The following is a 22,153-nucleotide window of genomic DNA, read 5'->3' as shown; positions in this document are numbered from 1 at the left end:
GTCGCGGGCAATGTCGCTCGCCGAACGCCGCCTTACAGGATGGCGGAGTGTCCGCCCGTGTCCTTGATCCACCGCAATGCGCGGTGTCCGTATGTTGGAAGGCACTATCCGCTTTTCGAGAAGCGGGCCATCCTGTAACCTGCACGAAAATTTCGCGGAGGGCCAACGTCGTCCCTCGGCAATGCCTATGCCACGACGACGTTGGGAGAGCCGATGCGTTCCGCGTCCACGCACTCCGCGACCACCGGCAGCGCCAGCGCCGCCTGGTCGCCCATGGACGGGCGCCCCGCCCAGCAGGGGATGTACGACCCGCGCAACGAGCACGACGCCTGTGGCGTCGGCTTCGTGGCCACCCTCACCGGCGAGGCCAGCCACGCACTGGTCGAGCAGGCGCTCACCGTCCTGACGAACCTGGAGCACCGCGGTGCCACCGGCTCGGAGCCCGACTCCGGCGACGGTGCCGGCATCCTGCTCCAGGTACCGGACGCGTTCCTGCGCGAAGAGACCACCTTCGAGCTCCCCGAGGCCGGCGCCTACGCCGTCGGCATCGCCTTCCTGCCGTCCGCGGCCCAGGATGCGGCCGACGCCGTCTCGCGCATCGAGACGATCGCCGTCGAAGAAGGCCTGGACGTCATCGGCTGGCGGATCGTCCCCGTCGCCCCGCAGCTGCTGGGCAACGGCGCCCGCGCGACGATGCCCGCCTTCTCCCAGATCTTCGTCGGCGACGGCAAGAACACCGGCCTGGCGCTGGACCGCAAGGCCTTCGCGCTGCGCAAGCGCGCCGAGCGCGAGGCAGGGGTCTACTTCCCCTCCCTCTCCTCCCGGACCATCGTCTACAAGGGCATGCTGACCACCGGCCAGCTGGAGCCCTTCTTCCCGGACCTGTCCGACCGCCGCTTCGCCACCGCCATCGCGCTGGTCCACTCGCGGTTCTCCACCAACACCTTCCCGAGCTGGCCGCTGGCCCACCCGTACCGCTTCGTCGCGCACAACGGCGAGATCAACACGGTCAAGGGCAACCGCAACTGGATGCGCGCCCGCGAGTCCCAGCTCGCCTCCAAGCTCTTCGGCGAGGCCACCGAGTCCGTCGAGCGCCTCTTCCCCGTCTGCACGCCGGACGCCTCCGACTCCGCGTCCTTCGACGAGGTGCTGGAGCTGCTCCACCTCGGTGGCCGCTCGCTGCCGCACTCGGTGCTGATGATGGTCCCGGAGGCGTGGGAGAACTCCACCTCCATGGACCCGGCCCGGCGCGCCTTCTACCAGTACCACTCCACGATGATGGAGCCCTGGGACGGCCCGGCCTGCGTCACCTTCACCGACGGCACCCAGGTCGGCGCGGTCCTCGACCGCAACGGTCTGCGCCCCGGCCGCTACTGGGTCACCGACGACGGCCTGGTCGTGCTCTCCTCCGAGGTCGGCGTCCTCGACATCGACCCGGCCAAGGTCGTCCGCAAGGGCCGCCTCCAGCCCGGCCGGATGTTCCTCGTCGACACCGCCGAGCGCCGCATCATCGAGGACGACGAGATCAAGGCGCAGCTCGCCGCCGAGCACCCCTACCAGGAGTGGCTCGACGAGGGCCTGATCGACCTCGCCGACCTGCCCGAGCGCGAGCACATCGTGCACACCCACGCCTCGGTCACCCGCCGCCAGCAGACCTTCGGCTACACCGAGGAAGAGCTGCGCGTCATCCTCGCCCCGATGGCCAAGGCCGGCGCCGAGCCGATCGGCTCGATGGGCACCGACTCGCCGATCGCCGCGCTCTCCGAGCGCCCCCGGCTGCTCTTCGACTACTTCACCCAGCTGTTCGCGCAGGTCACCAACCCGCCGCTGGACGCCATCCGCGAGGAGCTCGTCACCTCGCTGATCTCCTCCCTCGGCCCCCAGGGCAACCTCCTGGAGCCCACCGTGGCCTCCTGTCGCAGCGTGACCCTGCCCTTCCCGGTCATCGACAACGACGAGCTGGCCAAGCTCGTCCACATCAACGCCGACGGCGACATGCCCGGCATGAAGGCCGTGACCCTCTCCGGCCTCTACCGCGTCTCCGGCGGCGGCGAGTCGCTGGCCGCCCGGATCGAGGAGATCTGCGCCGAGGCGGACGCCGCCATCGACGACGGCGCCCGGCTCATCGTCCTCTCCGACCGGCACTCCGACGCCGAGCACGCGCCGATCCCGTCGCTGCTGCTGACCGCCGCGGTCCACCACCACCTCATCGGCACCAAGGAGCGCACCCAGGTCGGTCTGCTCGTCGAGGCCGGCGATGTGCGCGAGGTGCACCACGTCGCGCTGCTCATCGGCTTCGGCGCCGCCGCGGTCAACCCGTACCTGGCGATGGAATCCGTCGAGGACCTGGTCCGCGCCGGCACCTTCCTGCCGGGCATCGAGGCCGAGACCGCCATCAAGAACCTCATCAAGGCGCTCGGCAAGGGCGTCCTGAAGGTCATGTCCAAGATGGGCATCTCCACCGTCGCCTCCTACCGCGGCGCGCAGGTCTTCGAGGCCGTCGGCCTGGACGAGGAGTTCGTCGCCACGTACTTCCAGGGCACCGCCACCAAGATCGGCGGCGCGGGTCTGGACGTCATCGCCAAGGAGGTCGCGGCCCGCCACGCCAAGGCCTACCCGGCCTCCGGCATCGCCGCCACACACCGCGCGCTGGAGATCGGCGGCGAGTACCAGTGGCGCCGCGAGGGCGAACCGCACCTCTTCGACCCGGACACCGTCTTCCGGCTGCAGCACTCCACCCGCTCGCGCCGCTACGACATCTTCAAGCAGTACACCGACCGGGTGAACGAGCAGTCCGAGCGGCTGATGACGCTGCGCGGCCTGTTCGGCTTCAAGACCGGCGATGAGGGGCGTCCCTCGATCCCGATCGAGGAGGTCGAGCCGGCGTCCGAGATCGTCAAGCGCTTCTCCACCGGCGCCATGTCGTACGGCTCCATCTCCAAGGAGGCGCACGAGACCCTCGCCATCGCCATGAACCAGCTGGGCGGCAAGTCCAACACCGGTGAGGGCGGCGAGGACCCGGAGCGTCTGTACGACCCGGCGCGCCGGTCGTCCATCAAGCAGGTCGCCTCCGGCCGCTTCGGTGTCACGTCCGAGTACCTGGTCAACTCCGACGACATCCAGATCAAGATGGCCCAGGGCGCCAAGCCCGGCGAGGGCGGCCAGCTGCCCGGCCACAAGGTCTACCCGTGGGTCGCCAAGACCCGGCACTCCACCCCCGGCGTGGGCCTGATCTCCCCGCCGCCGCACCACGACATCTACTCCATCGAGGACCTGGCTCAGCTGATCCACGACCTCAAGAACGCCAACCCGGCGGCCCGCATCCACGTGAAGCTGGTCTCCGAGGTCGGCGTCGGCACCGTCGCCGCGGGCGTCTCCAAGGCCCACGCGGACGTCGTCCTCGTCTCCGGCCACGACGGCGGCACGGGCGCCTCCCCGCTCACCTCGCTCAAGCACGCGGGCGGCCCCTGGGAGCTCGGCCTCGCCGAGACCCAGCAGACGCTGCTGCTCAACGGCCTGCGCGACCGCATCGTCGTGCAGACCGACGGTCAGCTCAAGACCGGCCGCGACGTCGTCATCGCCGCCCTGCTGGGCGCCGAGGAGTACGGCTTCGCGACCGCCCCGCTGGTGGTCTCCGGCTGCGTCATGATGCGCGTGTGCCACCTGGACACCTGCCCGGTCGGCATCGCCACCCAGAACCCGACGCTGCGCGAGCGCTTCAGCGGCAAGGCCGAGTACGTCGTCAACTTCTTCCAGTTCATCGCCGAAGAGGTCCGCGAACTCCTCGCCGAGCTGGGCTTCCGCACCCTCGAAGAGGCCGTCGGCCACGCCGAGCTGCTGGACACCGCCAAGGCCGTCAGCCACTGGAAGGCGCAGGGCCTGGACCTGGCCCCGCTGCTGCACGTCCCCGAGCTGCCCGAGGGCGCCGTCCGCCACCAGCTCATCGCCCAGGACCACGGCCTGGAGAAGGCGCTGGACAACGAGCTGATCGAGCTCGCCGCGGACGCACTCGCCGCGGACACCGCCGAGGCCGCGCAGCCCGTACGGGCCCAGGTCGCGATCCGGAACATCAACCGGACCGTCGGCACCATGCTCGGCCACCAGGTGACCAAGAAGTTCGGCGGCGCGGGCCTGCCCGACGACACCATCGACATCACCTTCACCGGCTCCGCCGGCCAGTCCTTCGGCGCGTTCCTGCCGCGCGGCGTCACGCTGCGCCTGGAGGGCGACGCCAACGACTACGTCGGCAAGGGCCTCTCCGGCGGCCGCGTGATCGTCCGCCCGGACCGCGGCGCCGACCACCTCGCCGAGTACTCCACCATCGCGGGCAACACCCTCGCCTACGGCGCCACCGGCGGCGAACTGTTCCTGCGCGGCCGGGTCGGTGAACGCTTCTGCGTCCGCAACTCCGGCGCCACGGTGGTCTCCGAAGGCGTCGGCGACCACGGCTGCGAGTACATGACCGGCGGCAACGCGGTCGTGCTCGGCGAGACCGGCCGCAACTTCGCGGCCGGTATGTCCGGCGGGTTCGCGTACGTCATCGACCTGGACCCGGCCAACGTCAACAAGGAGCTGGCCTCCGCGGTCCACGCGCTGGACGACGCCGACAAGCAGTGGCTGCACGACGTGGTGCGCCGCCACCAGGAGGAGACCGGCTCCACCGTCGCCGAGAAGCTCCTCGCCGACTGGGACGCGGCTTCGGCCCGCTTCAGCAAGGTCATCCCCCCCACGTACAAGGCAGTGCTCGACGCCAAGGACGCCGCTGAGCAGGCCGGACTCTCCGAGTCCGAGACCCACGAGAAGATGATGGAGGCGGCGACCAATGGCTGACCCCAAGGGCTTCCTGACCCACGAGCGCGAGATCGCCAAGACCCGCCCCGTCGAGGAGCGCCTCAAGGACTGGAACGAGGTCTACCAGCCCGGCTCCCTGCTGCCGATCATCAGCAAGCAGGCGTCGCGCTGCATGGACTGCGGCATCCCCTTCTGCCACAACGGCTGCCCGCTCGGAAACCTCATCCCCGAGTGGAACGACTACGCCTACCGCGAGGACTGGACCGAGGCCAGCGAGCGGCTGCACGCGACCAACAACTTCCCGGAGTTCACCGGTCGCCTCTGCCCCGCCCCCTGCGAGGCCGCCTGCGTGCTGGGCATCAACCAGCCGCCGGTGACCATCAAGAACGTCGAGGTCTCCATCATCGACAAGGCGTGGGACAACGGCGACGTCACCCCGCAGCCGCCCGAGCGCCTCTCCGGCAAGACCGTCGCCGTCATCGGCTCCGGCCCGGCCGGTCTGGCCGCCGCCCAGCAGCTGACCCGGGCCGGCCACACCGTCGCCGTCTACGAGCGCGCGGACCGTATCGGCGGGCTCCTGCGCTACGGCATCCCCGAGTTCAAGATGGAGAAGCGCCACATCAACCGCCGCATCGAGCAGATGCGCGCGGAGGGCACCAAGTTCCGTACGGAGGTGGAGATCGGCCGCGACCTCGACGCGAAGAAGCTGCGCAAGCGCTACGACGCCGTCGTCATCGCCGCCGGTGCCACCACCTCCCGCGACCTCCCCGTCCCCGGTCGCGAGCTGAACGGCATCCACTTCGCGATGGAGTACCTCCCGCTCGCCAACAAGGTGCAGGAGGGCGACCTGACCGTCTCCCCGATCACCGCCGAGGGCAAGCACGTCGTCGTCATCGGCGGCGGCGACACCGGCGCGGACTGCGTCGGCACCGCCCACCGTCAGGGCGCGGCCTCCGTCACCCAGCTGGAGATCATGCCCAAGCCGGGCGACGAGCGCAGCGCCAACCAGCCCTGGCCGACCTTCCCGATGCTCTACAAGGTCACCTCCGCGCACGAGGAGGGCGGCGAGCGGGTCTACTCCGTCTCCACCACCCACTTCGAGGGCGACGAGGACGGCAACGTCCAGTACCTGCACCTGGTCGAGGTGGAGTTCAAGGACGGCAAGCTGGAGCAGAAGCCCGGCACCGAGCGGAAGATCCCCGCCCAGCTGGTCACCCTCGCGATGGGCTTCACCGGCACCGACCAGGAGAACGGCCTGGTCGAGCAGTTCGGCCTGGAGCTGGACGCCCGCGGCAACGTCGCCCGCGACGCGGACTTCGCCACCAACGTCCCCGGCGTGTACGTCGCCGGTGACGCGGGCCGCGGCCAGTCGCTGATCGTGTGGGCCATCGCCGAGGGCCGCTCCGCCGCCCGCGGCGTGGACCGCTTCCTGACCGGAGTCAGCGCCCTGCCGGCTCCCATCAAGCCGACGGACCGTGCACTGACCGTGTAACGACCGTCCCCGGATGTCCCGTACAACGTCGTACGGAACAACTGCGCGGCGCCTGCTTCCTTCCCCGACCGGAAGGCAGGCGCCGCGCGCTGTCCGCACACCCCGTCAACCGCCGGGGAACCGCCGCCCCAGCTCCTGCGCCATCTGCCGCGCGGGCGCCGGTACGGCCAGCGGCGGCGGGGCGCCCGACGGGCGGAAGTCGTGCACCGGCGGCCGCCAGGCCGACAGATCGATACGGTGGTCGCCCAGCGGCAGCACCCACCGCGGATCGGCGTGCACCCGCAGCACCTGGGCCTCCATCTGCGTCCAGGCCCCCTCACACACCCTCAGCTCACCGACCCGGCGCGCCTCCAGCTGCACCGGGCAGTTCAGCAGCCGGGGCGGCCGCACCAGTTCCGACGGCTCGGTCCAGGGAGTGTCCGGCGAAGGGGGACCGGCGCCCGCCGCCTCCTCGGCCCCGCTCCCCGCCTGCGGCAGGTTGAAGACCACATCCGGGCGCACCGCGAGATTGCGCGCGGTACGCCCGCGGGCCGGCAGCGCCACGCACACCACCGGCCCGAGCTCCCACCGGATCCGCAGCGCGACCAGCGCAAAGGTCCCGTCGTCGTTCTCCGTGGACAGCAGCGCCGGCGCGGCGGAACTGCTCCCTTCCCGCACGCCGTTCATGCCCCCGAGGATAGAAGCCGGACACTTCGGTGCTCACCGAAGTGTGATGAGAGATTACTCTCTGCGCATGACTCGACGCATGACTCGACGCGTGACTCAACTGCACACGAACCGAGGGGACGCCGACCAGGACACCGTCGCGGAAACCCCCGACCTGGCGGCCCTGGCCCAACTCCTCGCGGACCGCACCCGCGTCGCCATCTGCACGGCCCTGCTGGACGGCGGCACATGGACCGCGGGCGAGCTGGCCGAATACGCGGCCGTCGCCCCCTCCACCACCACCGAACACCTCAACCTCCTGGTCTCCGGCGGCCTGTTGACCGAGCAGCGGCAAGGCCGGCGGCGCTACGTACGGCTCGCCGGACCGGATACCGCGGAAACCCTGGAGAACCTCGCCGGCCTCGCCCCCTACCGCCAGGTCCCCATCCGCTCCCTCGCCGAGGCCAACCACCGCCGGGCCCTGCACCACGCCCGGACCTGCTACGACCACATCGCGGGCGCCCTGGGCGTGGCGATCGCCGACGCCATGACCGAACGCGGCCTGCTGGCACGGGAGTACGGACTGGTCCTGACCGACGCCGGCGCCCGCTGGCTGACCGCGCTCGGCATCCCCGACGCCGCCCCCTCCGTCGCCCACCGGGCCCATGTCCGCACCTGCCTCGACTGGACGGTGCGCCGCCGGCACCTCTCCGGCGCGGTCGGCGCCGCCCTCTACCGGCACGCCGTGGACCACGAATGGATCGTCAAGGCCCCCGCCACCCGCATCCTCACCGTCACCGACACGGGCCGCACGGCCCTCCGCGACCATCTCGCCCTGCCCGACGAGGCGCTCTCGCCCTGCCCGGCGCTCGTGTCCCGTCCCGGCCAGGTCCGCCCGTCGGACAGCTCCTAGGCGTCGTCCTCCGCGAGCCGGGCCGGGAAACCCCCCTTGGCGATGGGCCCCCACCGCAGCGGGGTGACCCGGATCAGCGACTTGCCCTGCTTGCGCATGGCCGCCCGGTACTCGTCCCAGTCCGGATGCTCCCCGGCGATATTGCGGTAGTACTCCACCAACGGCTCGACCGAATCCGGCGCATCGATCACCTCGGCCTCCCCGTCGATCTGCACCCACGGCCCGTTCCACTCATCGCTCAGCACAATGACACTGACCGACGACACCCGCCGGGCGTTACGGACCTTGGCGCGTTCCGGATACGTCGACATCACCAGCCGCCCGGAATCGTCCACCCCGCACGTCAGCGGCGAGCCCTGCGGGCTGCCGTCGGAGCGGCGGGTGAGCAGGATCGCGCGGTGCCGGGGGCGGACGAACTCCAGAAGTCCGGGCAGCTCGACACGGGTGTTGGAGGCGATGGAAGGGCTCATACGGCCGAGCGTAGGCCGTGAAGCGCACTCCAAGGCGCATCCAGGTGCCGGGTTCCGGCCCGCCTCACCCGGCCGCCAGCTCCTTGCCGGTGGCCGCGTCCACCACCTTGCGCCCGTCCAGCGCCCGGTCCAGCGTCAGCTTCACCTTGTCGGTGGCCAGTTGTTCCGTGCACATTCCCTTGGCGCTCTTCTTCTTGCCCCAGCCGGTGACCACCACGAGGTTCTTCGACTCGTACTTCCGCGCACCGAAGCGGGCATCGCAGGCGCTGTGCCCGACGGTCACGGTGATCTCCCGTGCCCCGCTCTTGGGGTGCTCGGCGGAGACCAGCGGCAGCACCGCCTCGTGCCGGCCCTTGACCGGCGAGACCTTCGGCCAGTCCCGCACTATCTGATCCGCCCGCGTCTCGAAGGCGTCCCGCTTCTTCGGCGGGTCGGCCGCCACTCGCTGGGTGTCCTTGCCGCAGCCGGTCAGCGCGACGGCGGCGGCCGCCGCCATCGCGAGCACGGCGGCGAGCGTACGGTGTGGGGCGAGCGTTCCTTGCATGACATGCCTCCTCGGGTCACGGTTGTGACGTGGCAGGCGGGAGCCGGGTTCCGTTCCTCTTCCCCGTAGGGCATGTGCACGTCGTCGCCGTCCTCGATGACGGCTGCGCACCGGTCGGCACGGGCCTCCCCGGATCCGCCCCGCCGTCATCGACGCGCTCGCCCGCCCCGGTGCCCTCGACGCCCCGTGCCGCCGCGGCACCGCCCCCGGACCTCCGCGCGTCCTCACCCCGACTCGCGTGCCACCACCCGGAAGCCGCCGAGCCGGTGTCCGGCGGGCGCGGTGTTCGGTTCCCGGATCAGCGCGTCGACCAGTTCGGCGATCCGCTCCGGCGGGATGATCTCGGCCCGTACGGTCGTCAGCCGGGGCCGCAGCAGCCGCCCCAGCAGCAGATCGTCGGCCCCGATCACGGCGATGTCGCCGGGGTCGTCGGCGCCGATGGTGTGGCCCGCGTCCTGCAGGGCGCGCATCAGCAGCATCGCGTACTCGTCGTTGTACGCGAACACCGAGTCCAGGCCCAAGTCGGGCCAGTTCGCGGCTAGTTGCGCGGCGGACTCTTCGGTGAGGGCCAGTTCGAGGGGGCGCACCCCGGCGCCGGGGCAGGCCCCGGTCGCGGCGCGGACGCCCGCCAGGCGGGGGTCGGCGAAGCGCGCCAGGCCGGGCTCGGCGGGGCGGACCACACCGATCCGGCGGCGGCCGCGGGCGAGCAGACGGTCGCCGGCCTGCCGGCCCGCCTCGTGCTGGTCCAGCAGGAGGGTGTGGGCGCCGGGGGTGCGGGGCGGGCCGTGGGTGAGGACGGCGGCGGTGCCGGAGCGGCGCAGCAGCGCGACGGCGGCGGCGTCCAGCGGCGGGCCGTGCAGGGTCAGTACGGCGGCGGGGCGGAGTTCGGCCCAGGCGCGGGCGGCCGCCAGGGGGGAGTCGGCGGGGGCGCCGTGCAGGACGCCGGTGTAGCCGAGGCCGTGCAGCGCGGTCTGGAAGCCGGCCAGGAAGGTGGTGAAGAGGGGGCCGAAGGCGGGGACCGTATCGGCGGGGGCGGCCAGGAGGACGATGCTGCCCCGGCCGGCCCGCAGGCTGCGGGCGGCGGCGTGCGGGACGTAGCCCAGCTCCTCGGCGGCGGCCCGGACCCTGTCCTGGGTGCGGGCGCCGACCCGGCCGGCGGCCTGGCCGTTGAGGACGTAGGAGACCGTCGCGCGGGACACCCCGGCGCGGCGGGCAACGGCCGCACTGGTCGGGGGCGTTGGGGCGGCGGGATCGTCCTGGGGTCCGGCTGCGTCAGTCATGCTGCTGGGCATCCTCGCACAGGGGTTCCCGCGCCGCGCGGCGCCCCGGCACCCACCCGGAATCCCCTTACACGTGTAACCTCGACGCATGCTGCTGCACACTCGGGAGTGGGGTACCGGCGACCGGACCGCGGTGCTGGTGCACGGAATGATGTCGGATCACCGCACCTGGCACCGGGTCAGCCCGGCCCTCGCGGACCTGGGCTATCGCGTCATCGCCGTCGACCTGCGCGGCCACGGCCGCAGTCCGCGCGGCGAGTACGGCCCGGAGCTGTTCGCCGAGGACCTGGTCGACACGCTCCCGACGGGCGTGGAACTGGCCCTCGGGCACTCGCTGGGCGGGCTCGCCCTGTCCCTGGCGGCGGACCGGCTGCGGCCGCAGCGCGCGGTCTACAGCGATCCGGCCTGGTCGCTCGGCGGCACCGGACAGGCCGTGGACCCCGCCGTCTTCCTGACCTTCAAGCGCGCCACCCGCGAGACGGTACGCGGCTTCAACCCCCGCTGGGACGAGGCCGATATCGACCTCGAACTGGACACGGTCGCCGCCTGGGACGCCGGCACCGCCCTCGCCCTCTCCGGCGCCCATCTGACCGACCGCACTCCCGAGCGGCCCCTCGTCCCGTCCCTCGTGCAGGTCGCGGGGGACGGCTTCCTCTTCACCGAGGAAGCCGTCAAGGAACTGCGCACCCGCGGCTTCGAGGTCCGTACGGTCCCGGGCGCGGGCCACACCATCCACCGCGATGACTTCGAGGGGTTCATGGCGGGGCTGGCGGGCTGGCTCTGAGGACCTGGGCGTCGGGCCGGGCCCGGCGCCCAGGGAGCTCGTCGCGGCGGTCAGCCGCACGGCGGACCCGTCACGGTGTGCGGGGGCGCGCCCCGCGGCGGGCCCGGAGCCGGACGGCGCCGCGGAGGGCGAGGAAGAGCAGCACGCCGATGGGGGAGAGCAGCACGGTCAGCACCAGCAGCGGCCCCATCACCAGCGGATGGATCCCCAGCGCGCGGGCCTCGCGGTACATCCACTGGCCCAGGAACAGATCCCAGGCGATCACCTGCGCCCAGATCGCGCCCGCCCCGCCGCCGAGCCGCAGCAGTTCCTGGAACCCGGCCAGATCGGGGTGGCTGACGGCGGCCCACAGCTGCGGGAACACCGGTACGGCCAGGGCGAGATAGACCCCGATGACCGGCACCATCGGGAGCGGTGAGGCCGCGATCCGGTCGGTCCAGCGCCATCCCGGCGCCAGGATCAGCAGCGCCCAGAACGGCGCCGCGAGGTAGAAGGCCAGCTCGAAGAGGGTGCGGTCGCTCATGCCGTGAACTCCGGTGCGGTGGTGGTGGACGGGGCGGGGTCGCTCGTCTGCGGGGGAGCGGGCGGGCCGCCGGGGGCGTCATCGGCGGCGGCCGGGCGCCGCAGCGCCGCGAAGGTGGCGACGGCGGTGGCCGCGACGATGACGCCCAGCGCGCCGAGCGTCGCCCCGTCCGGGTGGACCAGCGCCTGGCCGCGCAGCGCCTGCCAGGTCAGCAGCGCCAGCAGCCCGGCGGTCCAGCCGGCCGCGACCAGCACCAGCCGCAGCCGTACCCGCTCGCTCCGCAGCCGGGGCAGCCGGGTGGCCAGCGCCTCGATCCCGTACAGGAACAGGGGCAGCGCCTGGAGGGCGTGCATGCCGACGAAGTGCGGGATGCGCAGATCGCCGCCGGTGGTGTTCCAGCCGGTCAGCGGCATCGACGGGCCGCCGTCGGGCACGCCGACGCTGTGCGCGCCGACGGCGGTGCGCAGCGCGCCCGCGGCCTGCTGCTCGGGGGTGGGCGCCAGCATCAGCCCGCCGAGCAGCAGCCCCACCAGCGCGAGCAGCAGCCCCAGCCGGATCGCCCAGGTCGCGGCCCGGTCGCCGAGGCGGGCCCGGAAGAGCAGCAGCGCGATGACCAGGGTGCCCGTCCAGAGGACCACGATGGTGAGCCCCATGACGACGAACAGGGCCCGGTCCAGCGGGGTGGCGATGTTGAAGTGGCTGGGCCGGCCGCGGACGGTCTGTCCGGTGATGACCGCCATCTCGACGACTCCGGCCGCCACGACGGTGTGGGCGGCCCAGGTGCCGATCCGGCTCGGGGCCGGGTGCCGGGACAGCATCCAGGCGAGCGTCAGCCCGTAGGCGGCGAACGAGACCGCGAACTTGAACGGTTTGAACCAGATCGGCGCGCCCACCAGGACCCGGTCGTCGACGATCGGGCCGATCGCCGCGACGACGGCCAGCGCGGCCATCGCCCAGGAGAAAGCGAGCAGGGAGCGATATCTGGACACAAGGATCCCCCAAGAATGGATAGTAGCGCTTGCTGCTATCTGATAGTTGGACTATCCATGACGGGGGGTGGATCTGGCAAGCCGGGAGGGGCGGGGGTGCGCGCGAAAGGTGGCGGCGAGCAACTCGCCTGCGTCGGCGCGCAGTTGTGTAAGGGGTCGGTGCTCAGGCCCGCCGGGCATCCGCGGCCGAGGCGCGGAGGGGCGGCCGGGAACGTGCTGCTGATCCGCCGGGGACGGTGCCCTGCCGGGCGTCCGCCCGGCGCTCCGTCAGGTCTCGCACTCCAGCAGCGTCTTGCACAGCCCGCACCGCGCCTGGAGCCGGCCGCGCACCGGCACCCGGATGCGCTGGTGACAGGCGGGGCAGGGGAAGGACACCCGCAGCGGGGCGGGCCCCTCGAAGAGGTAGCCGTCGGGGGACTCGGGCCCCGGGCCGGGGCGGCCCGCGGCGCGGGCCAGGCGGCGGTCCTTGGCGTAGCGGAGACGGGCGAGCCGGCCGGCCGCGGCCAGCGGCGGGCGGCGGGCGTCCTGGCGGGCCCGCGCCGCGCCCGCGGTGTAGGCGTCGTACGCCTGCGGGCTGGTGAACCACGGCGCGGGGTCCTCGCCGAAGAACTCCGCCCGCTTGGCCAGGACGTAGCCGAACTCCTCCGGCGTCAGATAGCCGAGCTTCTGCGAGAACGGGCCGTGCTCGCGGTAGGCGTCCAGCAGCAACCAGCCCGCGCCGAGGTAGGTGGTGGCGGTGTCGGTGAGGATCTCGTTGTCGCGGGTGCCGGGGAAGGACAGATCGAGGCGGTGCAGGGCGACATGCATCACCTCATGGGCGAGGGCGGCGCCGATGTCCGTGCGATGCGTCTTGAAGCGCTCGTTCAGCTCGATGAAGTACTCGGGCCCGGCGGTGAGTTCGACGTTCGCGGCATGCTCCATCTCGCGGAAGGAGACGATGACCCGGGCGTCGGGGAGGTGGAGCTGACGGACCATGGCGCGGGCCACCCGCTGCACCCCCAGGTGGATGTCCTCGGCGTCGTCGAAGGCGACATCGACGGGCAGCACGCTGGTGTCGAAGGTGCTGACGGTGTCGTACGAAAGGCGCTTGAACAGCGCGGTGACGGCCGACCGCACCATGTCGAGATGCGGAAAACCGTGCTTGATCTCGCTGCCGCCCGCTGCCACCCGGCCACTGTACGGGCGACCGGGTTCGTCCGGTATGGGCCGAACGAGGCATACGCAGTACGGGAGTTGGCCGGAAAGTGGCCGGATGCACACCCTTGTCCTCCGGTCCCTCTCTTCACATAATCACAGGGCGCTTTGCGGACTCATCCCCACTGGGTCCGGACGCCCCACGGCGTGCCGCCTTCTTCCGCGTACTTCCGCGGCGGCCACGTCCGGCTCCGGTGGTTGGCATGGGCTCGTCATCGACGTGCAACCCCCCACGAAAGGAAGCCCGTTGCGCACCCACCTGAAGCACCTCAAGAGAACCACCGCCGTCGGCGCGGTCGCCCTCGCCGCCTTCAGCCTCCAGCCCGCCGCCGCCTCCGCTTCCGCCGCCCCCACCCCCCAGCCCGGCGGAAGCCACACCCGAGTCGTCGGCGGCACCAAGGCCGACCAGGGCGAATTCCCCTTCATGGTCCGCCTCTCGATGGGCTGCGGCGGCGCGCTCTACACCAAGAACATCGTGCTCACCGCCGCGCACTGCGTCGACGGCAGCGGCCCCAACACCTCCATCACCGCCACCGCCGGCGTGGTCGACCTCGAGGACTCGAAGGCGATAACCGCCAAGTCCACGGAGGTGCTCCAGGCGCCCGGGTACGACGGCAAGGGCAAGGACTGGGCGCTGATCAAGCTCGACAAGGCGATCGACCTGCCGACGCTGAAGATCGCCGAGGACGACAAGCTCAACAACGGCGACTTCACCATCGCCGGCTGGGGCGCCGACAAGGAAGGCGGCGACCAGCAGCGCTACCTCCTCAAGGCGACCGTCCCGTTCGTCGACGACGCCACCTGCCAGAAGGCCTACGGCGACCAGCTGACGCCCGGCGACGAGATCTGCGCCGGCAAGCTGGACACCGGCGGCGTCGACACCTGCCAGGGCGACTCCGGCGGCCCGATGTTCCGCAAGGACGACGCCGGTGCCTGGCTCCAGGTCGGCATCGTCTCGTGGGGCGAGGGCTGCGCACGGCCCGGCAAGCCCGGCGTCTACAGCGAGGTGAGCACCTTCGCCAAGGACATCAAGGCGGGCGCCGACAAGCTGGGCGGCTGACCGCACGCACCACCGCAGGGCCCGGGGACGTCGCTCCCCGGGCCCTGCGCCGTGCCGCCGGCCGCGCCGCGGGCCGAGCCCTCCCGTTGGTCCGTCCGCCGCTACGCGGTTGCGGGCCGCCCGCACCGCAGGTCGGATGAGGCCATGCCGATCAGCGTGGTCATCGCCGACGACCAGGAAATGGTGCGGACCGGATTCCGGATGATCCTGGACAGCCAGGGCGACATCGAGGTCCTCGACGACGTCGTCGACGGCGCGGCCGCCCTCGACGCCGTCGAACGGCTGCGCCCCGATGTGCTGCTGCTCGACATCCGGATGCCCCGGCTCGACGGCCTGGAGGTCACCCGCCGGCTCAGCGCACGCGCCGCCGCCCACCCCGAGTACGACCACAAGCCGCGCATCGTCATCGTCACCACCTTCGACCTGGACGAATACGTGCATGCCGCGCTCCGCGACGGCGCCTCGGGATTCCTCCTGAAGGACGCCAGCCCCGCCATGCTGGTCGAGGCGGTACGCGCCGCCGCCGTCGGCGACTCCCTGGTCTCGCCCGCGATCACCGTGCGGCTGCTGCGCGAGATGTCCCCGGCCGCCGGCCCGGGCGCCGCCGCCCGCACCCCGTCCGAACCGCTCACCGGCCGCGAGGAGGACGTCGTACGGGCGCTGGCCAAGGGACACACCAACGCCGAGATCGCCGACCAGCTCTTCGTCTCCCTCTCCACCGTCAAAACGCATCTGGCGAATGTGCAGACCAAACTGGACGCCCGCAACCGGGTCGAAATCGCCGCCTGGGCCTGGGAGAGCGGCCTGGCCGGCAGTACGACATGACCGGGACGGCGGCATGAACGGGCGCGCGGCCACCGGCGGACGCGGCGCCGACGGGCCCCGCCGCCCGTTAGTCCAAGACCTGTCCCTCCTTTGTCCATAGGCGCCCGCCCCGCCCGCACAGCACCCTGTCCCGCGACAGGCAGTGCAGGTGCGAGGGAGGACAGCGGGCATGAACGAGCAACCAGGACCCAGCCGCAGAAAGGTCGTCACCGCGACCGCGCTCGCCGGGGCCGCCACCGCCCTCCCCCTCGGCGCCCGCCCCGCCGCGGCCACCCCACCCGACACCCCACCCGCCGCCGAGGCCGTGCTGCGCTCCGACGCCCTGGACGTCCGCGTCGACACCGCCTTCCCCCGCATCGTCTCCTACACCGACCGCGCCACCGGCCACGTCCTGCACGCCCAGGACACCCCCGTCACCCACGTCCTCATCGACGGCACCGCCCGCACCCCCCACGTCACCCACCGCACCCGCGCCGACCGCGCGGCCTACACCCTGACCTTCGACGGCGGCACCCGCATCGCCGTCGAGATAGCCGCCGACGGATGGCAGGTCACCTGGCGCGTCACCGACATCGCCGACACCCCCGCACTGCGCATCGGCACCCTCCAGATCCCCGGCCTCGCCCTGCTGAGCGTCCGCAGCGACCAGCCCGGCGCCACCCTGCTCGCCGCCCGCATCGAGCTGGACAAGGCCAAGAGCGGCGACACCCTGATCCAGGTCACCCCGCACACCCCCGTCGAGGCCGCACCCACCGGCTGCGCCTACGCCGTCGTCGCCACCGACCAGCTGGCCGCCGCCGTCGAGACCAACACCGTCTACGACCGGCCCAGCGGTCAGACCACCTGGGAGAACGGCCGGCTGTGGCGGCAGACCACCCAGGGCGACGGCTTCATCGCGGCACAGCTGACCCCCGGCCAGTGGACCCACCGGGCGGCCGGCGCACCCCTGGACGCCACCGAACCGCTCCCGTACGCCACCGTCATCGTCACCCGGGACCGCAACGGCGACCACCGCACCGACTGGCAGGACGCCGCCATCGCCCTGCGCGACATCATGGTCATGCCGCTCGGCGCCGACGAACAGCATCTGCGGGTCGTCCCGCACATCCCGTTCAACTTCGCCAGCCAGGCCACCAATCCCTTCCTCGCCACCCTCGACCACATCAAGCGCATCGCGCTCGCCACCGACGGACTGCGGCAGTTCACCCTCCTCAAGGGCTACCAGTCCGAAGGCCACGACTCCGCCCACCCGGACTACGCCGGCAACTACAACGAACGGGCCGGCGGCCTCACCGACCTCAACGACCTCGTCCGGGCCGGCAAGAAGTGGAACAGCGACTTCGCCGTACACGTCAACGCCACCGAGTCCTACCCGGTCGCCCACGCCTTCTCCGAAACCCTCGTCGACAAGAACGACGAACAGTGGGACTGGCTCGACCAGTCCTACCGCATCGACCCCCGCCGCGACCTGGTCTCCGGCGACATCGCCCGCCGCTTCGCCCGGCTGCGCAAGGACACCGACCCGGCACTGAACACCCTCTACCTCGACGTCTTCCGCGAATCCGGCTGGAACTCCGACCGCCTCCAGCGCCATCTGCGCGACCAGGGCTGGCAGATCGCCAGCGAATGGGGCCACGGCCTGGAGCGCTCCTCCCTCTGGTCCCACTGGGCGACGGAGACCGACTACGGCCCCGACACCTCCCGCGGCATCAACTCCCAGCTGATCCGCTTCCTGCGCAACCACCACAAGGACGTCTTCGCCAACAAATGGCCCACCCTGCTCGGCGCCGCCCGCATGGGCAACTTCGAGGGCTGGACCGGCAAGACCGACTGGCACACCTTCCACACCATCATCTGGACCGACGCACTGCCCGCCAAATACCTCCAGGCCTATCCGATCAAAACCTGGGACGCACACGAGATCACCTTCGAAGGGCCCACCAGGACCGTCGTCAGCGACGCGGGCTCCGCTTCCGAGGACTCCCCGAAGAGCGGAACCCGGAAGATCACCACCGACGGCCGCCTCGTCTACGACGACGGGACCTACCTGCTGCCCTGGGAACCCCGCCGCGCCACCGACCCGGACAAGCTCTACCACTACAACCCCCTTGGCGGACACACCAGTTGGGACCTTCCGCGCGGCTGGTCCGGCGCGCCCGCGGTGTATGCGTACCGGCTCACCGACCAGGGCCGCGCCGATGAGACCCGCATCCCGGTCGGCGGAGGCCGGATCACCCTCACCGCCGACGCCCACACCGCCTACGTCGTCCACCGCAGCAAGGCCCCCGCCCAGCCCGACCCCGACTGGGGCGAGGGCACACCGCTGACCGACCCCGGCTTCCACTCCGGAACCCTCGACGCCTGGCACGTCACCGGCCCGGCCTCCGTCAAGGCGTCCGAACAAGGCGACTACGAGCTGGTCGTCGACGCGGGCGCGGCCGCCACCGTCAGCCAGAAACTCACCCGCCTCACCCCCGGCCACTACGCCGCCTCCGTACAGATCGAGGTCGGCGCCACCGCGGGGGAGCGGCGCCGCGCCGCCCTGGAGATCCGGACCGCCGACGGCCTCACCGCCGCCAACTGGACCGAGACCTCCACCGCCGCCAACTACGTCGCCGCCGACCGCAAATCCGGCACCCGTTTCCAGCGCCTGTTCACCCGCTTCACCGTCCCCGAAGGCGGCGGCCCCGTCACCCTCGCCCTGACCGCGGCGGCCGGCCGGGCCCGCATACGGTTCGACAACGTACGCGTCGTACCCGCCACCCCCACCACCAAGAAGGACACCCTCGCCCACGAGGACTTCGAGCACGTCCCCCAGGGCTGGGGCCCCTTCGTCAAGGGCGACGCCGGCGGCATCACCGACCCGCGCACCCATATCGCCCAACGGCACGCCCCGTTCACCCAGCGCGGCTGGAACGGCAAGGCCATCGACGACGTCATCGACGGCAGCCAATCCCTCAAATCACGCGGCGAGAACACAGGCCTGGTCCACCGCACCGTCCCGCACACCGTCCGCATCACCCCGGGCCGCCGCTACCGGATCACCTTCCGCTACGAGAACGAGAAGGCCGACCAGTACGCCTGGATCACCGCCGTCGACGCGCCCGGCCCCCGCGAACTCACCCGCACCCCGCTGCCCGTGGCCACCCGGCCCGCCACCCACACCTACGAGTTCACCGCACCCGCCGACGGCGAGGCCTGGGTGGGGCTGCGCAAGACCGGCGACGACGGCACGGCGGAATTCGTCCTGGACTCCTTCGAGGTACAGGAGATACCGCTCCCCGCCGGCGGATGAAGACCCGGCGCCCCCGCCCCTGCCCCCACCAGGGGCGGGGCGCCCTCCAACTCCCACAGCAAAAGGTCGTTGACGCCCTCCCGCAGCACCGGACCCGGCACGAACAGGGTGCGCTGCACCCCCACGTCCCAGTACCGCCCCAGACAGAACCCATTGATCCAGGCGAAGCCACGCCCCCAGCCCGGCAGCGCGAGATCGGCGTCACCCGGCCCGGCATCCACCCGGAAAGTCCCGCGATACAGCCCCGGACGCCCTCCTCCCGCAACCGGCCGGAACCCGACATCCGCCGTCGCCACCGCATCCAGCCGCAGCCCCCGCGCCCGCACCCCGTGCAGATACTGCCGCTCGTGCAGCAGCCCCCCGGTGATCCCCTTGGACTCACCCAGCCGCGGCCCGTAGTTCACCCGCCCCAGCGACTCCACCCACAACTCCACCTCCGCCGGCCCGGACACCTCCGCCACCAGCGCGTCCTCCGTGTCCACCACCGCCACCCGCACCCCGTCGACATACACCGTCGCCCGGTCCCGCAGCCCCCGCACCCACAACGGATATCGGCCGCGCGGCCCCGGCACCGCCACCCGGTAGCGCACCACCCCCCGGTCCACCCCCAGCTCCTCGAACGTCACCGGGCCGCCGCCCACCACCTCCTCACCACCCAGTGCATCCATCACCTCACCCGCCGGCACCCACCCCTCGACCACCCCATCCACCGGGGCCGACAGCGCCCGCGGCGGCCCGGGAACCTCCGGCAACGGACCGTCCGCATACGCCGCCAGCACCTCACGGAACAGATGGAACTTCTCCGTCGCACGACCCCGCTCATCCACCGGCGCCTCGTAGTCGTACGACGTCACCGTCGGCAGCAGCGCCCCCTCGTGCAGCTCACCCGCGCGGTTCGCGCCCGCCCAGCCCCCGAAACTGGTGCCACCGTGCGCCATGTACACATTCACCGACCCGCCGCACTCCAGAATCTCCCGCAACGCCGCCGCCGCGTCCTGCGGCGCCCGCGGCTCGGCCCGCCGCCCCCAGTGCGCGAACCACCCGCACCAGAACTCCATGCACATCAACGGCCCCTCCGGCCGGTGTCGCCGCAGCGCCGCGAACGCCTCCCGCGCCCCCGACCCGAAATTCACCGTCGCCGCCACCCCCGGAATCGACCCGCCGCTGAGCATGTGATCCTCCGGCCCGTCCGACGTGAACAACGGCACCCGCACACCCAACTCCCGCAACCGCCCCGCGAGATGCGCCAGATACACCACATCGCTGCCGTAGGACCCGTACTCGTTCTCCACCTGCACCAAGACCACCGGACCGCCGCCCGGCCCGCCCGGACCCGACGCCACCGTGCACTGCCGCGCCACCACCTGCGGCAACAGCCGCGCGAACCACGCATCCACGGCCGCCAGATACGCCGCATCCCGCGTCCGCACCCGCCGCCCCAGCGGACCCGTCAGCCAGTGCGGCAGCCCGCCGTTCTCCCACTCCGCGCAGATGTACGGCCCCGGCCGCACGATCGCCCACAACCCCGCCGCCTGCACCGCATCCAGAAACCGCCCCACCGCCCCCGGATCGTGGAACTCACCCGGCCGCGGCTCATGCAGATTCCACGGCACATACGTCTCCACACAGTTCAGCCCCATCGCCCGCAGCATCGCCAGCCGGTGCCCCCACTGCGCCTCGTGCACCCGGAAGTAATGCAGCGCCCCTGACAACAGCCGCACCGGCCGCCCGTCCCGCAGAAAATCCCGCTCGCCCACCTCGAACTGCGCCACGTCTGCCTGCCCTCGCCGCCGTCCCGCCGCGTCCCGGTCACCGGTCACCCTCGCCCCCTGGCGGCGCGGCGGTCCATGGACAAAGATCGGCGCTGATTGGACGAAGCGGCACGCACCACACACACCGACGCACCCCCCACAGCGACGGAAGGGCCGGCCATCTACCACACCTGGATGCGGTACTTCACCCCCAGCCCGGTCCACCACCGGCTGGGCCTGGTCTGCCTCGGCGTCGGACTCCAGCACGGCACACTGCCCACCGTCGGCCCACGCACCCTCGACCACCACGTCGCCGTCGTCATCAGCGCCGGCCGCGGCTGGTTCACCACCCACGACGGACGACGCCGGCAGGTCACCGCCCCCGCCCTCCTCTGGATCATCCCGGGCGTCACCCACCACTACGCCGCCGACCCCCACACCGGCTGGGACGAAAGCTTCGTCGACTTCACCGGCACCGCCACCACCACCTACACCGAACTCGGCTACATCGAACCGGACTGCCCCGTCGTCCCACTCGCCGACACCGGCCCCGCCCGCACCGCCATCGGCAAGATCGCGCGAGCCGCCCGGCGCGGCAACCCCCTGCTGGAGGTGGAGACCTCCGCCGCCGTCCACGAACTCCTCGTCGTCCTGCGCCGCGCCCGCGCCGACACCGACGCCGACGGCGACCCCGTCCTGACGGCCCTGGCCCGCGACGCCTTCCTCCCCCTCTCCGTCGCCGAACACGCCGCCCGCCACGGCATGACCCCCGCCGCCCTGCGCACCGCCGTCCGCCGCGGCGCCGGCTGCAGCCCCAAGGACTACCTCCTCGGCATCCGGCTCGGCCGCGCCAAGGAACTCCTCATCGCCACCGAACTCCCCGTCGCCGCCATCGCCCGCCGCGTCGGCTACGACGACCCCGCCTACTTCAGCCGCCTGTTCACCCGCCGCGTCGGCACCGCCCCCGTACGCTTCCGCGACCGCCAGGCCCACAGCGTCCCCGGCGGCTGGTCCACCCGCATCCCGGACCCGGACAATCCGCCGCTGGTCCGCTGAACGGGCCACTCGCCGTGGGGGCGGGCCGGTTGGCCGTGGCTTGGTGGGTGGGGCCGGAGGGGACGCCCCGTAACCCGTCCTCGGGCCGGGCGCTTCTGGTCCCGGACACAGGAACCCCGGTGTCCGCTCCGGTCCCTGCGGGCGGGTTACGGGACATCCCCTCCGGCGACCGACGCGGGCGACCGTCCCGCCGTACCGATCACCGTCACACCACACCACACCACGGCACGGCCCGAGGCGACGCGACGCGATGCGATGCGGCACGGCAAGGCACGGGGCGAGGCGATGCGATGCGGCGTACCCGTCGTCTCCCTGGGCCGGTACGGGCAGTGCCACCGGGCTGCAGACGGGACACGTAGGCCGGAGGGGATGTACGGGTGTCCGCCCGCAGGGACCGGAGCGAACGGGGGGCCGCCCTTCCTACGGACCAGAAGCGCCCGGCCCGAGGACGGACACCCGTGCGTCCCCTCCGGCCCCCCCCGCGGCACCAACGAACCCCGCTCCACACCCGCCCCCACCAGGCCCGGCGACGCACAACAAC

At 72.2% G+C, this 22,153-nt stretch carries 15 protein-coding genes and 1 pseudogene; 8 read left to right on the top strand and 8 right to left on the bottom strand.

What is annotated here, in order from left to right; all coding sequences use genetic code 11:
* Positions 1–213 precede the first annotated feature (213 nt).
* Positions 214–4,830: a glutamate synthase large subunit gene (gltB, locus tag AC5677_RS10320; RefSeq protein ID WP_497194718.1), complete on the top strand. Its 4,617-nt coding sequence runs from the start codon at positions 214–216 to the stop codon at positions 4,828–4,830.
* Entirely contained in the window at positions 4,823–6,283 is a 1,461-nt protein-coding gene (locus AC5677_RS10315) for a glutamate synthase subunit beta (RefSeq protein WP_497194717.1), read from the top strand. The genes gltB and AC5677_RS10315 overlap by 8 nt, the downstream gene beginning before the upstream one ends.
* A gap of 105 nt (positions 6,284–6,388) precedes the next feature.
* Here AC5677_RS10315 and AC5677_RS10310 read toward each other — a convergent pair whose 3' ends face one another.
* Positions 6,389–6,949, bottom strand: a complete 561-nt coding sequence (locus AC5677_RS10310; protein ID WP_497194716.1) for a hypothetical protein — start codon at positions 6,947–6,949, stop codon at positions 6,389–6,391.
* Between the two features lie 79 nt (positions 6,950–7,028).
* Between AC5677_RS10310 and AC5677_RS10305 the strand changes: the two genes are divergently transcribed.
* Positions 7,029–7,841 carry an ArsR/SmtB family transcription factor gene (locus tag AC5677_RS10305; RefSeq protein WP_497196572.1) on the top strand — a complete coding sequence of 271 codons (813 nt, stop codon included), beginning with the start codon at positions 7,029–7,031 and terminating at the stop codon, positions 7,839–7,841.
* Here AC5677_RS10305 and AC5677_RS10300 read toward each other — a convergent pair.
* The 3 genes from AC5677_RS10300 to AC5677_RS10290 form a co-directional block, all read right to left on the bottom strand.
* A complete protein-coding gene (locus AC5677_RS10300; RefSeq protein ID WP_497194715.1) occupies positions 7,838–8,311 on the bottom strand; it encodes a PPOX class F420-dependent oxidoreductase in 474 nt (157 codons plus the stop codon). The genes AC5677_RS10305 and AC5677_RS10300 overlap by 4 nt on opposite strands.
* A 64-nt stretch (positions 8,312–8,375) precedes the next feature.
* A complete protein-coding gene (locus tag AC5677_RS10295; RefSeq protein WP_497194714.1) occupies positions 8,376–8,855 on the bottom strand; it encodes a hypothetical protein in 480 nt (159 codons plus the stop codon).
* Positions 8,856–9,079: 224 nt separating this feature from the next.
* Positions 9,080–10,135: a LacI family DNA-binding transcriptional regulator gene (locus AC5677_RS10290; RefSeq protein ID WP_497194713.1), complete on the bottom strand. Its 1,056-nt coding sequence runs from the start codon at positions 10,133–10,135 to the stop codon at positions 9,080–9,082.
* Between the two features lie 88 nt (positions 10,136–10,223).
* On the opposite strand from AC5677_RS10290, the gene AC5677_RS10285 reads away from it, so the two are divergent.
* Positions 10,224–10,919: an alpha/beta fold hydrolase gene (locus AC5677_RS10285; RefSeq protein WP_497194712.1), complete on the top strand. Its 696-nt coding sequence runs from the start codon at positions 10,224–10,226 to the stop codon at positions 10,917–10,919.
* Positions 10,920–10,989: 70 nt separating this feature from the next.
* Here the strand turns inward: AC5677_RS10285 and AC5677_RS10280 are convergent, their stop codons facing one another.
* The 3 genes from AC5677_RS10280 to AC5677_RS10270 all read right to left on the bottom strand — a co-directional run bounded on the left by AC5677_RS10280 (position 10,990) and on the right by AC5677_RS10270 (position 13,598).
* Complete coding sequence (locus AC5677_RS10280) at positions 10,990–11,442, bottom strand: ABA4-like family protein (protein ID WP_497194711.1); 453 nt, start codon at positions 11,440–11,442, stop codon at positions 10,990–10,992.
* Positions 11,439–12,392, bottom strand: coding sequence for a hypothetical protein (locus AC5677_RS10275; RefSeq protein ID WP_497196571.1), 954 nt, complete (start codon positions 12,390–12,392; stop codon positions 11,439–11,441). The genes AC5677_RS10280 and AC5677_RS10275 overlap by 4 nt, the downstream gene beginning before the upstream one ends.
* A gap of 306 nt (positions 12,393–12,698) precedes the next feature.
* Positions 12,699–13,598, bottom strand: coding sequence for a hypothetical protein (locus tag AC5677_RS10270; RefSeq protein WP_497194710.1), 900 nt, complete (start codon positions 13,596–13,598; stop codon positions 12,699–12,701).
* A gap of 274 nt (positions 13,599–13,872) precedes the next feature.
* Between AC5677_RS10270 and AC5677_RS10265 the strand changes: the two genes are divergently transcribed.
* From AC5677_RS10265 to AC5677_RS10255, 3 genes and pseudogenes are all read left to right on the top strand, one after another.
* Positions 13,873–14,685 (top strand): S1 family peptidase, encoded by an 813-nt coding sequence (locus AC5677_RS10265; RefSeq protein ID WP_497194709.1) that lies wholly within the window; start codon positions 13,873–13,875, stop codon positions 14,683–14,685.
* 144 nt (positions 14,686–14,829) lie between these two features.
* Positions 14,830–15,510: a response regulator gene (locus tag AC5677_RS10260; RefSeq protein ID WP_497194708.1), complete on the top strand. Its 681-nt coding sequence runs from the start codon at positions 14,830–14,832 to the stop codon at positions 15,508–15,510.
* A 169-nt stretch (positions 15,511–15,679) separates the two neighbouring features.
* A pseudogene (locus AC5677_RS10255) lies at positions 15,680–18,784 on the top strand (endo-alpha-N-acetylgalactosaminidase family protein); the annotation flags it as partial.
* Here the strand turns inward: AC5677_RS10255 and AC5677_RS10250 are convergent.
* Entirely contained in the window at positions 18,676–20,577 is a 1,902-nt protein-coding gene (locus AC5677_RS10250; RefSeq protein WP_497194707.1) for a glycoside hydrolase family 35 protein, read from the bottom strand. The pseudogene AC5677_RS10255 and the gene AC5677_RS10250 sit on opposite strands and share 109 nt — an antisense overlap.
* Before the next feature lie 159 nt (positions 20,578–20,736).
* Here AC5677_RS10250 and AC5677_RS10245 point away from each other — a divergent pair, with 159 nt between their 5' ends.
* Positions 20,737–21,612, top strand: coding sequence for a helix-turn-helix domain-containing protein (locus AC5677_RS10245; RefSeq protein ID WP_497196570.1), 876 nt, complete (start codon positions 20,737–20,739; stop codon positions 21,610–21,612).
* The last annotated feature ends 541 nt before the right edge of the window (positions 21,613–22,153 follow it).

The organism is Streptomyces sp. JLSY215 (genome assembly GCF_059682825.1).
This window is presented reverse-complemented; position numbering and strand designations above follow the sequence as displayed.

What these genes read in the sequence shown, in the direction of transcription:
- gltB (WP_497194718.1), top strand. Translation starts at nt 214, where the DNA reads ATGCGTTCCGCGTCCACGCACTCCGCGACCACCGGCAGCGCCAGCGCC.
- AC5677_RS10315 (WP_497194717.1), top strand. Translation starts at nt 4,823, where the DNA reads ATGGCTGACCCCAAGGGCTTCCTGACCCACGAGCGCGAGATCGCCAAG.
- AC5677_RS10310 (WP_497194716.1), bottom strand. Translation starts at nt 6,949, where the DNA reads ATGAACGGCGTGCGGGAAGGGAGCAGTTCCGCCGCGCCGGCGCTGCTG.
- AC5677_RS10305 (WP_497196572.1), top strand. Translation starts at nt 7,029, where the DNA reads ATGACTCGACGCGTGACTCAACTGCACACGAACCGAGGGGACGCCGAC.
- AC5677_RS10300 (WP_497194715.1), bottom strand. Translation starts at nt 8,311, where the DNA reads ATGAGCCCTTCCATCGCCTCCAACACCCGTGTCGAGCTGCCCGGACTT.
- AC5677_RS10295 (WP_497194714.1), bottom strand. Translation starts at nt 8,855, where the DNA reads ATGCAAGGAACGCTCGCCCCACACCGTACGCTCGCCGCCGTGCTCGCG.
- AC5677_RS10290 (WP_497194713.1), bottom strand. Translation starts at nt 10,135, where the DNA reads ATGACTGACGCAGCCGGACCCCAGGACGATCCCGCCGCCCCAACGCCC.
- AC5677_RS10285 (WP_497194712.1), top strand. Translation starts at nt 10,224, where the DNA reads ATGCTGCTGCACACTCGGGAGTGGGGTACCGGCGACCGGACCGCGGTG.
- AC5677_RS10280 (WP_497194711.1), bottom strand. Translation starts at nt 11,442, where the DNA reads ATGAGCGACCGCACCCTCTTCGAGCTGGCCTTCTACCTCGCGGCGCCG.
- AC5677_RS10275 (WP_497196571.1), bottom strand. Translation starts at nt 12,392, where the DNA reads ATGGCCGCGCTGGCCGTCGTCGCGGCGATCGGCCCGATCGTCGACGAC.
- AC5677_RS10260 (WP_497194708.1), top strand. Translation starts at nt 14,830, where the DNA reads ATGCCGATCAGCGTGGTCATCGCCGACGACCAGGAAATGGTGCGGACC.